The sequence below is a fragment of the Streptomyces sp. NPDC090119 genome (assembly GCF_044747085.1).
GTDB lineage: Bacteria > Actinomycetota > Actinomycetes > Streptomycetales > Streptomycetaceae > Streptomyces.
The window spans coordinates 418,565-432,576 of the sequence record NZ_JBIVDK010000005.1 but is presented as its reverse complement, the minus strand read 5'-3'; the positions used below and the strand labels follow the sequence as shown (position 1 = coordinate 432,576).

The window sequence follows — 14,012 nt, the reverse complement described above, 5'->3', positions numbered from 1 at the left end:
GACCAGCCGAAGAGCCGAACATGGGCAGGGGATCTGTGGCAGCGACCGCCGACGGCACCGAAGAGCACATGGCCGCGTCCCGCGGGGGCGGGCGTCCGCCGCGGGGGCAGGGGCCCGTCGCACGGGCGGTCAGCTTCCTCGGGGAACTCCTCATCACGGCCGGGGCGGTGCTCGGGCTGTTCGTCGTGTACTCGCTGTGGTGGACGAACGTCGTCGCCGACCGGCACGCCGACCAGCAGGCCGACAAGGTCCGCGACCACTGGGCGCGCTCCGACACCGGGCCCGGCGCGCTGGACACCAAGGCGGGCATCGGCTTCCTCCACGTCCCGGCGATGCGCAACGGCACGGTACTGGTGGAGAAGGGCACCTCCCCGGACGTCCTCGACGAGGGCGTGGCCGGTTACTACACCGACCCGGCCAAGGCCGTGCTCCCGATGACCGGCAAGAAGGGCAACTTCACCCTCGCCGCCCACCGCGACGGCCACGGCGCCAAGTTCCACAACATCGACAAGGTGCACGAGGGCGACCCGGTCGTCTTCGAGACCAAGGACGAGTGGTACGTCTACAAGGTCTACTCGGTCCTCCCCGAGACCTCGAAGTACAACGTCGACGTCCTCGCCCAGATCCCCAAGGAGTCCGGCCGCACCAAGCCGGGCCACTACATCACCCTGACCACCTGCACCCCGGTCTACACCAGCCGCTACCGCTACGTCGTCTGGGCCGAACTGGTCCGCACGGAGAAGGTCGACAGCAAACGCACACCTCCGGCGGAACTCCGCTGATCACCCCCTGCGGCTCTCCAGCCGCCGCAACCGCGCGTGGTGCGTCCGCAGCCGCTGCTCGATCCGCCCCACCCCGTCCCGCATCGCCACCAGCTCCCGCTGATGCTCGCCCGAGGTCTCGATCAGCGCGTTGAACATCGGCACGACCGTCTTGCCGAGGATGTGCGTGATCCGCTGATCGATACGGTCGTCCAGCGCGGGGCCGTCGAGTCGGGCACGGGACGCCTGCTCCACATCGAGCAGGTACGCACGCACCTGCCGGGCGACCTCGCTGTCGCGCAGCAGCATGGCGATGTTGAGGACGGCTCGGCGGGGGAACAGAGTGAGGCTGGATCGGGGCTGTGGATAACTTCCGGGATAGCGTGACAAGATGTCACGCTTAAATTCCGCCAGGTCAGAGCCTTGGAGCGTGACCATCCCATTGGCGGTGAGCTCTTTGCGGTGCCGGGCCTTGAGCTGACGCACAGCCTCGACGGTGACCCCGAAGTAGGTCGCCACCATCGCGGTCGTCACGTGCAGGCCGTCCGGAAGCAGGGAGAGGGTCTTCACCCGGTCCAGTACCTCGGTGCGGTCCAGCACGCTGGTGCGCAGCGTCTGGGATTCCAGGAGCACGGTTTCGTCGATCATGCGCTGTCAACGACCCGCGGGCATATGAGGGCACGATCGGAAAACGGGACAGTCCCCCGGCACCCACAGGTGCCGGGGGACTGTCCGTTGGTCGGAGTGGAGCGGGTCAGCCGTTCTGGCCGCCGAAGATTCCGCCGCCTCCGGCTCCGTTGTTGCCCTGGGTCACGGCTATCACCGTGATGGTGTCACCCTTGTTGGCTGCGGTACCGGGGGGGACGCTCTGGGTGAGGACGGTGGCGTTCTCGTCGCCCGCGCCCGGTCCCGTGGGCTGGATCTGGAGGCCGACGCCCTGGAGGGCGTTGCGGGCGTCCTTCAGGGACGACTGGACGACGTTGGGAACCTGGACCTGCTCCGGGGTGTCGTTCTTGCCGACGTTGATCGAGACCGGGGTGCCCTTCTTGACCTGGCGGCCGATCTCCGGGTTGGTGCCCTGGACCTTGTCCTTCTGCGCCGGGTCGGGCACGGGCTGGTCGGTGCAGGTCGGGACGAGGCCCGCGTTCTGCAGGTCGGCCTTCGCCTCGTCGCAGGACTTGCCGGCGACGTTCGGGATGGTGACCTTCTCCTCGGCCTTGGCGACGGTGAGGGTGATCTTGGACCCCTTCTGCACCTGGTTGCCGCCGGTGGGGTTCTGGTCGACCACGTTGTCCGGGGTGTCGCTGGAGACGCGGGTCTCCTTCTTCACCCTGAGCTGGTAGTCGTCGCCTTCCAGCTTCTCCCGGGCCTCGTCGAAGGAGAGCCCGATGACGCTCGGGATCGTCACCTTGGGCGCTCCGGTGGAGACGACCAGGTTGACGGTGTCGTTCTTCTTGACGTCCGTACCGGCCGCCGGGTCCTGCGTGCAGATCTTGTTCGCGGGCTGGTTGTCACACGGCTTGCGCGTGACCTCGCCCAGCTTCAGATCGGTGGCCTCCGCCATCTTCCGGGCCTCGTCGACCGAGTGGCCCGCGAAGTTCGGCGCCGGGAACGGCTTCTCGGTCTTGCCGGGGAACATCACCATCCCGATCAGTACGGCGCCGACGAGCACCAGCACGCCCGCGACCGCGAGCAGGATCGTGGAGGTGTTGTTGCCCTTCTTCTGCTGGCGCCGCCGGTCGGGCCGGTCGTCGTAGCCGTAGCCGCCGTCGTCCGCGTTCATCGGCGGGAGCATCGTCGTCGCCCCGGCCGACTCCTGCCGCATCGCGGTGGTGGCGTGGTTGTCGGCGTAGCCGTAGCCGACCGTGCTCATGGCGGCGGTGGCGCCGACGGGCTGGCCGTCGAGGCACGCCTCGATGTCGGCGCGCATCTCGTCGGCCGACTGGTAGCGGTAGTTCGGGTCCTTGGTCAGCGCCTTGAGGACGATCGCGTCCATCTCCGGCGTGATCTCGGGGTCGAACACGCTCGGCGGCTGCGGCTCCTCGCGGACGTGCTGATAGGCCACGGCCACCGGGGAGTCACCGACGAACGGCGGACGGACGGTCAGCAGCTCGTAGAGGAGGCAGCCCGTGGAGTACAGGTCGGACCGGGCGTCGACCTGCTCGCCCTTGGCCTGCTCCGGGGAGAGGTACTGCGCGGTGCCGATCACGGCCGCGGTCTGCGTCATCGTCATCCCGGAGTCGCCCATGGCGCGGGCGATGCCGAAGTCCATCACCTTGACCTGGCCGTTGCGGGTCAGCATGACGTTGGCGGGCTTGATGTCCCGGTGGACGATGCCGCTGCGGTGGGCGTACTCCAGACCCTGGAGGATGCCGATGGTCATCTCCATCGACCGCTCGGGCAGCAGCTTGCGCCCGGAGTGCAGCAGCTCACGGAGCGTGGAGCCGTCGACGTACTCCATCACGATGTACGGGATCGAGACCCCGTCGATGTAGTCCTCGCCCGTGTCGTAGACAGCGACGATCGCGGGATGGTTGAGCGAGGCGGCAGACTGGGCCTCCCGGCGGAACCGGGCCTGGAAGGACGGGTCACGCGCGAGGTCCGCGCGCAGCGTCTTCACCGCCACGGTGCGGCCGAGGCGGGTGTCATGCGCGAGGTAGACCTCGGCCATGCCACCACGGCCGAGCACGTGGCCCAGCTCGTACCGGCCGCCTAGGCGACGCGGCTCTTCCATAGCTACTTACCAGCCCTCTCCGTCGGTCCCGGCCGGCACGGGTGTGCGCGGCCGGAGCTGCCGTCCGGGCCTACCGTACCCGGCTCGCTCCGTGTGCCCTGGCCAAGCCGGTAACCCGATACCGGACCGGTACCGCAACGTGCGCCGATGTGAAGGACACGTGAGCGGGTTCACTTCTTGGAGTTGATGACCGCCTCCATGACGTTCCTCGCGATCGGGGCGGCGAGGCCGCCACCGGAGATGTCGTCACGCACGGCGTTGTCGTCCTCGATGACCACGGCCACGGCGACCGGAGTGCTGTGGTCGGGCAGCTTGGCGTAGGAGAGGAACCACGCGTACGGGTTCTCGCTGTTCTTCACACCGTGCTGCGCGGTACCGGTCTTGCCACCGACGGTCACGCCGTCGATCTGCGCGTTCTTGCCGGTGCCGTCCTTGACGACCGTCTCCATCATCGACTGCAGGATCTGCGCGTTGCCCGGCGACAGCGGCTGGTTCAGCTCCTGCGGCTCGTTCTTCTCCACCGGGTCCAAGTTGGAGGACTGGAGCGAGTCGACCATGTACGGCTTCATCAGCTTGCCGTCGTTGGCGACCGCGGAGGCGACCATGGCCATCTGCAGCGGGGTGGCGGCGGTGTTGAACTGGCCGATGGAGGACAGTGCGGTCTGCGAGTCGTTCATGTTCTTCGCGAACACCGAGGCGTTGGCGCGGATCGGCGTGAACTGCTCCTCGTCGAAGCCGAACTTCTTGGCCTCGTCGAGCATCTTCTCGTTGCCGAGGTCGGCGCCGATCTTGCCGAAGACGGTGTTGCAGGAGTACTGGAGCGCGACCCGCATCGTCGCGTCCTTGCAGGGGATGTTGCCCTCGTTCTTCAGCTCGGTCTGCGTGCCGGGCATCACCCAGGGCAGCGGGCTGTCGGTCTTCTGGTCGGCCGAGGCGTACTTGCCGTTCTCCAGCGCCGCGGCGGCCGTGACCACCTTGAAGGTCGAGCCGGGCGGGTAGGTCTCGCGCAGCGCCCGGTTGAGCATCGGGTCGGCGGAGTCGCTCTTCTTCTGCAGCTTCGACCAGGCCTCCGCGTCGCCGTCCCGCGAACCCGCGAAGGACGACGGGTCGTACGAGGGGTACGAGGCCAGCGCGAGGATCTTGCCCGTGGAGGGCTCCAGCGCGACGACCGCGCCCTTGCCGCCCTGGTTCTTCAGCCCGGAGTACGCGGCCTTCTGCGCGGCGGAGTTGAGCGTGGTGACGACGTTGCCGCCCTGCTTGGGCTTGCCGGTCAGCATGTCCAGGGTGTTGCGGAAGAACAGCCGGTCGTCGTTACCGGTGAGGATGCCGTCGTTGATCTTCTCGAGCTGGGTGCTGTCGAACGCCTGGGAGGAGTAACCGGTGACCGGCGCCCACATGGGCCCGTTCTTGTACGTGCGCTTGTACTTGAAGTCACCGGCCTTGGTCTCCACGGAACCGGTTATCGGGTCGCCGTCCACGATGATGTCGCCGCGCGGGGCGGAGTAGCGCTCGATGGCGACGCGGCGGTTGTCCCCGGCGGTGCGGAGCTTGTCGGCCTGGACGTACTGGAGCCAGTTGTCGCGGATCAGCAAGGCCAGGACGAGCAGTCCGCAGAAGAGCGCGATGCGGCGCAGGGGCTTGTTCACGTCCGGCCTTTCCACGAGCTGACAGGGACGCCTGTCGCTTCGGTCTCTCGGTGTCGCTGGGGCTGGACCCCGTCCTTGGCCGCCCACAGTCTAGGTGCACTGCCGGGGGACAAGGACGCGCCGAAGGCGCGGCGGGACCCGCCCGGAGGTACGGTCCCGCCTGCCACCGTGCTCACTGCGGGTCGGGCCCGGTGGCGCCGGGCCGCACGATCTGCGTCATCTCGGCGTCGGGGTTTCCGGCCGGGCTGGGCGCGGGGCGCCGGGCGGTGTCGCTGATGCGGATCAGGATGCCGATGAGCGCCCAGTTGGCGATGACGGACGAACCGCCGTACGCGAGGAAGGGCATCGTCATACCGGTCAGCGGGATGAGTCCCATCACACCACCGGCGACGACGAACACCTGGAGGGCGAACGCGCCGGACAGACCGACCGCGAGCATCTTGCCGAAGGGGTCGCGGGCGGCGAGCGCGGTGCGCACACCGCGCTCCACGATCAGGCCGTAGACCAGCAGGATCGCCATGATGCCCGCCAGACCCAGCTCCTCGCCGAACGTGGCGAGGATGAAGTCGGAGTTGGCGGCGAAGCGGATCAGCTCGGAGTGGCCCTGTCCCCAGCCGGTGCCGAGGGTGCCGCCGGAGCCGAACGCCCACAGGGCCTGCTGGAGCTGGTCGGAGTGGACACCGGTGACGCCCGGGGTCCGGCTCAGCTCGTACTCGTGCATCGGGTTGAGCCACGCCTGCACACGGGTCTGGACGTGCGGCTCGAAGGTGGCCACGCCGACGGCGCCCACGGCGGACATCAGCAGACCGAAGACGATCCAGCTGGTCCGCTCGGTGGCGACGTACAGCATGATCACGAACATGCCGAAGAACAGCAGCGAGGTACCGAGGTCGGTCTCGAAGACCAGGATGATGATCGAGATGAACCAGACGACCAGGATCGGGCCGAGGTCGCGGCCGCGCGGCAGGTAGAGGCCCATGAAGCGGCGGCTGGCGAGCGCGAGCGCGTCCCGCTTGACCATCAGGTATCCGGCGAAGAAGACCGCGAGCACGATCTTGGCGAACTCACCGGGCTGGATGGTGAAGCTGCCGATCTTGATCCAGATCTTGGCACCGTAGGTGAGGTCGGCGCCGAGGCCGGGCACCAGCGGCAGCAGCAGCAGGACGAGCGCGGCCATCATGGAGATGTACGTGTACCGCTGCAGCGTGCGGTGTTCCTTGAGGAAGATCAGCACGACCGCGAACAGGATGATGCCCAGCGCGGTGTAGACGAGCTGGTTGGTGGCCTTGCCGCCCGCCTGGCCGATGGACTGCAGCAGCTTCGACTGGTCCAGGCGCCAGATGCACACCAGACCCAGCCCGTTGAGCAGGGTGGCCAGCGGCAGCAGCAGCGGGTCGGCGTACGGGGCGAACTTGCGCACCGCGAGGTGGGCGACGCCCGCCAGCAGGCCGAGGCCCAGGCCGTAGCCGAGCAGGCCCGCGGGGACCTGGTCGTTGAGGGCCAGGCCCACGTTGGCGTAGGCGAACACCGGGATGACCACGGCGAAGATCAGCAGGGCCAGCTCGGTGTTGCGGCGGCTCGGCGCACCGATCGAGCCGATCGTGGACGTGTGGTGCGTCGGCGTGTTGGTAGTACTGCTCATCGTGTGACGGGGCCTCTCACGGCTTTCCTACTGCTTGCCGCACTGATCGGCGACCTTCTGCTCATCCTCGGAGAGGCTGGGGCCGGGCCGGGGAGTGGCGGTTGCGGTCGGGGACTTCGAGGGCGACGCCTGCGACTTCGACCCGGAGGCCGAGGGGTCCGGCGAGGGGCTGGCCTTGGTGAAGGCGGTCTTGGTGGCACCGGTGGTGCCGCCGGTCGCGCCCTGGCCCGTCTTGGGGTTCTGCTGCTCGCGCTCGGCGGTGGTGCGCTCGGCCTCCTTGCGGCAGGCGGATGCCTGCGTGGAGAGGGCCTGGACCTTGGAGCGGGCCTGGGACAGCCCGCCCGCCACCACGATCGTGTTCTTGACCTGCTTCTGCTGGTACGACGGCAGGTACTTGAGTTCGATCTCGGGGTGGTCCTGCTCGACCTTGGACAGCGAGACCCAGGCGAGGTCCTGGCTGATGCCCCGGTAGAGCGCGACGTGCTCGCCGTTGACCCCGACGTAGTACTGGGTCTGGGTCCAGCGCCAGCCGCCGTACACCGCGCCGCCGATCACCGCGAGGGCGAGGGCGCTCCAGAGGGAACGCTTCAGCCAGCGGCGGCCCTTGCGCGGCTTGGTGAAGTCGGCGTCGGAGTACTCGTCGAAGCCGCCCTCGGGGGCGTACTCGTCGGGGTCACCGGGGGTCTGGCCGTGCCTGCCGCCGCCACCGCCCTGCCTGCGACCCTGGCGGCCCAGGTGCGAGGCGCGGCCGGCCGGGGTCTGCATGATGCCGTTGTCGTGGTTCAGGTGGTGCTGGTTCTCGGCGACGGCGCCGACCACGACGGGGGTGTCGGAGAGCTGCCCGGCGAGGGTGTCGCCGGTCTCCAGGTCGAGCACGTCGGCGATGATCACCGTGATGTTGTCGGGGCCGCCGCCGCGCAGCGCGAGCTGGATCAGCTCCTGCACGGTCTCCTGCGGTCCCTGGTAGCTGGCGAGCGCCTCCTCCATCGTCTGGTGGGAGACGACGCCGGAGAGCCCGTCGGAGCAGATGAGGTAGCGGTCGCCCGCGCGGACCTCGCGGATGGAGAGGTCGGGTTCGACGTGGTCGCCGCTGCCGAGGGCGCGCATGAGCAGCGCGCGCTGCGGGTGGGCGCCCGCCTCCTCCTCGGTGATCCGGCCCTCGTCGACCAGGCGCTGCACCCAGGTGTGGTCCTGGGTGATCTGGCTGAGCATGCCGTCGCGCAGCAGGTAGGCGCGCGAGTCGCCGACGTGCACGAGGCCGAGCCGCTGGCCCGTCCACAGCAGCGCGGTGAGGGTGGTGCCCATGCCCTCGAGCTGGGGGTCCTCCTCGACCATGGAGCGCAGCTGCTCGTTGGCGCGGCGCACGGCGGTGCCCAGCGAGGTGAGGATGTCGGAGCCGGGCACGTCGTCGTCGAGCGTGACCAGGGTGGAGATGACCTCCGAGGAGGCGACCTCACCGGCGGCCTGGCCGCCCATGCCGTCGGCGATGGCGAGCAGGCGGGGACCGGCGTAACCGGAGTCCTCGTTGCCCTCCCGGATCATGCCCTTGTGCGATCCGGCGGCGAAGCGCAGTGACAGGCTCATGCGCACCTCGCCAGTCGGCTCCGGGTACAGCCGGTCGTGTCGAGCCACACTGCCCACCCTCCGGTCGGGAGCGCGCCGGGGACCGGATTGCGGTCCGCCGCCGCGTGCTCGCTCCGCTCGCGCTCATTCATTGGTGTAGCACTACTTCCGCAGCTCGATGACGGTCTTGCCGATGCGGATCGCGCCGCCCGGCGGGACCGGCGTCGGGGTGGTCAGCCGGGACCGGTCCAGGTAGGTGCCGTTGGTGGAACCGAGGTCCTCCACGATCCACTGGCCGTCGCGGTCGGGGTAGATCCTGGCATGCCTGCTGGAGGCGTAGTCGTCGTCCAGCACGATCGTCGAGTCGTGCGCGCGGCCCAGGGTGATGGTCTGGCCCTGGAGCGCCACGGTGGTCCCGGCGAGGGTGCCCTCGGTGACGACGAGCTTGCTGGGCGCGTTGCGCCGCTGGCGGCCACCGCTCTGCTGAGCGCGCTGTCCGCGCTGGCCGCGCGACTGCGAGGGCGCGGACTGCTGCCGGGCGGCGGCCTGCGGACGCTGGGCCTCCCTGCGCGATCCCCGCTGTGTGACACGCGTACCGAACAGATCGCTGCGGATGACCTGCACGGCCACGATCACGAACAGCCACAGTACGGCCAGGAAACCCAGCCGCATGACCGTGAGGGTCAGCTCTGACATTGCCCCCGCTTCACCCTTCGGCTTGCCTATAGATAACGGTGGTGCTGCCCACGACGATCCGCGAGCCGTCGCGGAGCGTAGCGCGGGTGGTGTGCTGTCCGTCCACCACGATGCCGTTGGTGGAGCCGAGGTCCTGGACGGTCGCGGGCGTTCCGGTCCGGATCTCACAGTGCCGGCGGGAGACGCCGGGGTCGTCGATCCGGACGTCCGCCTCGGTGCTGCGGCCGAGGACCAGGGTCTGGTGGGAGATCTGGTGGCGGGTGCCGTTGACCTCGATCCAGTACCGGGTCGCGCCGCCGCCCATCGGGGCGGCCGAGGGCCGCTGGGTGGCGGGCTGGGGGTAGCCGTAGCCGCCGGGCCGGGCGCCGGGAGGCGGCGCGGACGGCATCGGGGGGGTTCCGGCGGGCGGGTAGCCGTACCCGCTCTGCGGGGCCTGGGGGCCCGGGCCGCCGGACTGGGGGGCCTGGGGCTCCTGGCTGCTGGAGGAGGCGAGGGTGCGGCTGCGCACCCGGTACAGACCGGTGTCCAGGTCGGCGGCCTTCTCCAGGGTGACCTTGATCGGCCCCATGAAGGTGTAGCGCTGCTGCTTGGCGTAGTCGCGGACCATTCCGGCCAGCTCGTCACCGAGCTGTCCGGAGTAGGGGCTGAGCCGCTCGTGGTCGGGCGTGCTCAGCTCCACGATGAAGTCGTTGGGGACCACGGTCCGGTCGCGGTTCCAGATGGTCGCGTTGTTGTCGCACTCCCGCTGGAGCGCGCCGGCGATCTCCACCGGCTGGACCTCGGACTTGAACACCTTGGCGAAGGTGCCGTTGACCAGACCTTCGAGGCGCTGCTCGAATTTCTTCAGGACTCCCATGGGGCACCTCCTCCGTCGCTGCCGTTCTGCCGTGCCGTGCTCGGCGCGGCAGCCTCGCCGGTACTGCTCACTGATCGTATCTACGCGCCCGGCAATCAGCCGGTTCCCCCAGCGGCCCCCCTTCGAACTCCTTCGGAGGAGGATCGTAGAGGCGGTCTCGCTCCAGTGTCCCGCACCTGGCGGCCGGTCCGGTCCCCCTGTGGATGAGATGGCCGGGACCGGTACGAGGTTGATACCTGAACAGCTTTCTCCACAGGGGCGGCGGTCGCGGGAGTGCCCGCCGGGGCCGCGGTGCGGGGCGGGTTCTCGGGCCCGGGGGCGCAGATGCCCTGGTGGGGGGCCTGGAGAAGGGATGTGATTCCACCCCGTGCGCCGTGCTAATGTTCTGCATGTCGGAAGGGGCCAGCCCGCAAGGGCCAAGCCGGAAGACACACCCAATGCGCGGGTGGCGGAATAGGCAGACGCGCTGGATTCAGGTTCCAGTGCCCGAAAGGGCGTGGGGGTTCAACTCCCCCCTCGCGCACCACCGAGCACCGAAGAAAGTGCTCTGGTTGCATCAACGGAACGGGCTGATCGTGAAAGCGATCAGCCCGTTTCTGCATGCCCGGATGGCTGGGGCCGGTGTGACAGTGTTCACACGAGGATCTGCCCGGCAGCTGTGGGTCGCAGGCAGTCGCGACTCGGGTCAGCGACCCCGTGCACGGCAACACGATTCCCGCCCCCGGCGGTCATCGAACCCGCCACTTCTCGGCGACGCTCGACGAGATCCGCCGGTTCGCGAAGGTGCGTCGGCTCGCTGACCTGCTGCCTGACCGCCTTGTTTCATCCGTCGGTCAAAGACGTGGCCGCGCATCGGTGATGTCGAAAGGATGGACGAGCCGAATTCATCAGACATGGATGTGAATCCGCCCGAGTCCTGGCACATCCGATATCGATGATGCTGTCGACCGGCGGAACGGAAGGATGGTTCGCGTGAAGAGACTCGTCATCGAACCCGGCGAGTGCAGGCAGATCGAATGGCTGGTCGACGACGTGCTCGAGGAGTACGGCCAGTGGGACCCGGGCCATTTCGTCACGCAGGCCAAGACGGTGGCGGAGTCGCTGCCCATCCGGGTCCGCCAGTTCTTCCGGCGTATCCAGACGGACGAGACCGACCTCGCGGTGCTGTCGGGGCTGCCCCTGAGCGACCGCCTCGAACCGACCCCGACCGGCTGGGACATGGCGCAGAAGAAGGGCGTCGGCCGGCGCGAGGAGATCGTGCTCATGCTGTGCAGCGCCGTTCTCGGTGAGCCGTACGCCTGGGGCGACCAGCAGAACGGTCGCATCATGCACGACGTGTGTCCGGCGCCCGGCCTGGAGCGCTCGGAGACCAGCGGCAGCAGCACGGCCCCGCTGTCGCTGCACACCGAGGACGCCTTCCACCAGTGCCGCTGTGACTACGTGGCGCTCTACTGCCTGCGCAACCCGGACCGGATCGGCACCACGGTCGTGCGCGCCGACCGGCTCGACCTGCCGGAGCGGCTTTCCGGGATTCTGTCGGAAAAGCGGTTCCACCACCGCCCGGACCAGTCACACGTCGGGCCGCAGGGGCACTCCAGCGGAGCGGCGGAGGTGGACGCGATCCTGTTCGGTCCGCCGGAGGCGCGTTACCTGCGCATCGACTTCGACGACACCTGCGCTGCGGACGAGGGCGACCACGCCGCGACGGAGGCCATCGCCGAGTTGTACAAGTACGCCCGTGAAGCGCAGGAAAAGGTGGTCCTGGAACCCGGCGACGCGGTCTTCCTCGACAACTACCGTGTCGTGCACGGCCGGGATCCGTTCCAGCCGCGGTACGACGGAACGGACCGGTGGCTGAAGCGCGTCAACCTGATCCGGGACCTTCGTCGGGTGTTCATGGCGACCGAGAGCCGGTCGCGCATCGTCGCGTGAGAACCACTGCCGACAATTCGGGCGGGGGAAGGTGACCTTTCAGGCGTTCCCTGAGAGGTCAACCATGTTGAATCGTGGGGAAAGTTGGCGGCACCAGGCTTGTGAGGCAATGCCCGCCGGTGTTGGCTGTGGCCCGTGGATCTCTGCATCAATGTCGCGCGTTGCTGAGTTCGAATCCGCGTGTCGGCCGGCGGGCCTCCGTGAACGCGTGCCTGAAGGACGCGGCCCCGTCGAGCTGCCGACAGGCGCTGGCTCTCGCCCCTCGCCGGTTGCTGGTGTCCAGCTGGCCTTGGCGGGCGCTCGGTTATCTGTCCTCCGGCGCACTCGTCGTGTTCTTGATCATGGGTGCGGCGATGAACGGGATGCTCTTCACCGAGAAGCTGCCCGGCTACGCCCAACTGCTGGTGTGGGTAATCCTGGCCGCGGTGCTCGGCATGCCGGTCGCCGCGGCGGAACGCTTCCGCCTGCGGATGGTGGACGGCGATCCCGTCGACGATCCTCACATGGCCCCGGACGAGCCCGGCCTCAAGGCGTGGCTGCGGCTGCGCATCCGCGAGGCGGCGACGTGGCGTGAGTTCAGTTACACGATCGCTCTGACGGCCGTGCTGCCACTGATCGATTTCGGCGGTGTCCTGCTGGTGGGAAGCGCGGCCATCCTCATCGCCGCCCCGTTCCTGGAGCCCTTCGTCGACCTCGGCCCGCTGATCGTCTTCGGCTACTGGGACGTCTCCACGCCGCTCGACCGGGTGCTGCTGGTTCTTCTGGGCCTTGCTCTGCTTCCGCCGGCGGCCTACACGGTCACCGCGCTGGCCGCGTGCCGGACGTGGTTCGTGCGCCTGTTGCTGGCGCCGCGGGAGTCCGAGAACGCCGCCCGTGTCCAGGAGCTGACCCGGTCGCGCATCCGGCTCGCGGACGCGTTCGAGGTCGAGCGCAAGCGGATCGAGCGCGACCTGCACGACGGCGCGCAGCAGCGGGTGGTCGGGCTCATCATGACGCTCGGCCTGCTGGAACACGGCCTCCAGGAGGAGCGGTCGGACCGCGCACGCCTTGTGGGCAAGGCCCGTAAGGAGGCCGAAGGCGTACTGGCCGAACTACGGGAGCTGATCCGGGGCATCCACCCTCAACTTCTGACGGACCGCGGTATCGCCGCAGCGGTGGCCGAGGTCGCCGACCGAAGCCCGGTACCGGTGCATGTCGACATCGTCCTTCCACAGCGCCTCGTCTCCGCCGTGGAGACGGTGGCGTACTTCGCGGTGCAGGAGTCGCTCACCAATGTGGTGAAGCACAGCCGCGCCGACGTCGCGCGGGTGACCGGTCGCCGGGAGGGCAACCACCTGGTGCTGCGCGTCAGCGACGACGGCGTGGGCGGCGCTCTGCCCAAGGGCGGCCACGGGCTGCAGGGCCTTGCCGACCGCGTCGCCGTGGTGGGCGGTCGGATCAAGCTGTTCAGTCCGCCCGGCGGACCAACCGAACTAGTCGTGGAGCTTCCGTGGCGAACCCCCGATACCGCATAGTGCTTGCCGAGGACGCCGCCCTGCTGCGAGAAGGACTCGTCGAACTGCTGGAGAGGTTCGAGCACAAGGTCGTGGCCGCTGTCGGTGACAGCCGGGACCTGGCCGAGGCGGTGGAGGAACACCGGCCCGACATCGTGGTGACCGATGTGCGGATGCCGCCGGACTTCAACGACGACGGCCTGCGAGCGGCGATGGAACTGCGCGACCGCTACCGGGAACTCGCGGTCCTGGTACTCACCCAGTACGCCGCGACGGCCTACGCGTGCGAGTTGCTGGAGTCCGGCGAGCACTCCGAGGGCGGCCTCGGCTATCTGCTCAAGGACCGGGTCGGAGGGGTGGCCGAGTTCATGTCGGCGATCGAATGCGTCGCCGCGGGCGGTACGGTCGTCGACCCGGAGGTCGTCCGGCAGTTGTTGCGACACCGGCGGTTGAGCGAGCCGTTGAGCCGACTCACCTCGCGGGAGCGGGAGGTGCTGGCCCTGATGGCCGAGGGAAAGACGAACGCCGATGTCGCGGCGGCACTGCACGTCAGTCAGCCCACGGTCGCCAAGAACATCGGCGGCATCTTCCTGAAACTCGGCCTGTCCGAGGGCGACGGTCACCGCCGTGTCCTGGCCGTGCTGACGTACCTGCGCTCCTGACTGCCCAGTTTCACCCGTAGGTCAAAG

12 protein-coding genes and 1 tRNA gene are annotated in these 14,012 nt (G+C 68.8%); 6 read left to right on the top strand and 7 right to left on the bottom strand.

Annotated elements, in window-relative coordinates:
- Window positions 1–20: 20 nt before the first annotated feature.
- Window positions 21–782: a class E sortase gene (locus ACIPPM_RS23490; RefSeq protein WP_401451063.1), complete on the top strand. Its 762-nt coding sequence runs from the start codon at window positions 21–23 to the stop codon at window positions 780–782.
- On the opposite strand, the gene ACIPPM_RS23485 is transcribed toward ACIPPM_RS23490, so the two are convergent.
- The 7 genes from ACIPPM_RS23485 to ACIPPM_RS23455 form a co-directional block, all read right to left on the bottom strand.
- On the bottom strand, window positions 783–1,409 hold the full coding sequence (locus ACIPPM_RS23485) for a restriction endonuclease (protein WP_401451060.1): 627 nt from the start codon (window positions 1,407–1,409) through the stop codon (window positions 783–785). It lies immediately after the preceding gene.
- 106 nt (window positions 1,410–1,515) lie between these two features.
- Entirely contained in the window at window positions 1,516–3,495 is a 1,980-nt protein-coding gene (gene pknB, locus ACIPPM_RS23480) for a Stk1 family PASTA domain-containing Ser/Thr kinase (protein ID WP_401451058.1), read from the bottom strand.
- Window positions 3,496–3,665: 170 nt separating this feature from the next.
- Entirely contained in the window at window positions 3,666–5,141 is a 1,476-nt protein-coding gene (locus ACIPPM_RS23475; RefSeq protein WP_401451055.1) for a peptidoglycan D,D-transpeptidase FtsI family protein, read from the bottom strand.
- Window positions 5,142–5,313: 172 nt separating this feature from the next.
- A complete protein-coding gene (locus ACIPPM_RS23470; protein ID WP_401451053.1) occupies window positions 5,314–6,783 on the bottom strand; it encodes an FtsW/RodA/SpoVE family cell cycle protein in 1,470 nt (489 codons plus the stop codon).
- A gap of 27 nt (window positions 6,784–6,810) precedes the next feature.
- On the bottom strand, window positions 6,811–8,367 hold the full coding sequence (locus ACIPPM_RS23465; RefSeq protein ID WP_401451050.1) for a Stp1/IreP family PP2C-type Ser/Thr phosphatase: 1,557 nt from the start codon (window positions 8,365–8,367) through the stop codon (window positions 6,811–6,813).
- A 141-nt stretch (window positions 8,368–8,508) separates the two neighbouring features.
- A complete protein-coding gene (locus ACIPPM_RS23460; protein WP_401451048.1) occupies window positions 8,509–9,042 on the bottom strand; it encodes an FHA domain-containing protein in 534 nt (177 codons plus the stop codon).
- 10 nt (window positions 9,043–9,052) lie between these two features.
- A complete protein-coding gene (locus tag ACIPPM_RS23455) occupies window positions 9,053–9,898 on the bottom strand; it encodes an FhaA domain-containing protein (protein ID WP_401451045.1) in 846 nt (281 codons plus the stop codon).
- Between the two features lie 439 nt (window positions 9,899–10,337).
- Here ACIPPM_RS23455 and ACIPPM_RS23450 point away from each other — a divergent pair.
- The 5 genes from ACIPPM_RS23450 (at window position 10,338) to ACIPPM_RS23430 (ending at window position 13,985) form a co-directional block, all read left to right on the top strand.
- Window positions 10,338–10,424 (top strand) — tRNA-Leu (locus ACIPPM_RS23450).
- A gap of 119 nt (window positions 10,425–10,543) precedes the next feature.
- On the top strand, window positions 10,544–10,801 hold the full coding sequence (locus ACIPPM_RS23445) for a 3-deoxy-7-phosphoheptulonate synthase (RefSeq protein WP_401451494.1): 258 nt from the start codon (window positions 10,544–10,546) through the stop codon (window positions 10,799–10,801).
- Window positions 10,802–10,870: 69 nt separating this feature from the next.
- Window positions 10,871–11,830, top strand: a complete 960-nt coding sequence (locus ACIPPM_RS23440) for a TauD/TfdA family dioxygenase (RefSeq protein ID WP_401451042.1) — start codon at window positions 10,871–10,873, stop codon at window positions 11,828–11,830.
- Between the two features lie 200 nt (window positions 11,831–12,030).
- The gene (locus ACIPPM_RS23435; RefSeq protein WP_401451039.1) at window positions 12,031–13,344 is read left to right on the top strand and encodes a sensor domain-containing protein; all 1,314 of its coding nucleotides are present in this window, start codon (window positions 12,031–12,033) and stop codon (window positions 13,342–13,344) included.
- Window positions 13,320–13,985 (top strand): response regulator, encoded by a 666-nt coding sequence (locus tag ACIPPM_RS23430; RefSeq protein ID WP_401451036.1) that lies wholly within the window; start codon window positions 13,320–13,322, stop codon window positions 13,983–13,985. The genes ACIPPM_RS23435 and ACIPPM_RS23430 overlap by 25 nt, the downstream gene beginning before the upstream one ends.
- Window positions 13,986–14,012: the final 27 nt, after the last annotated feature.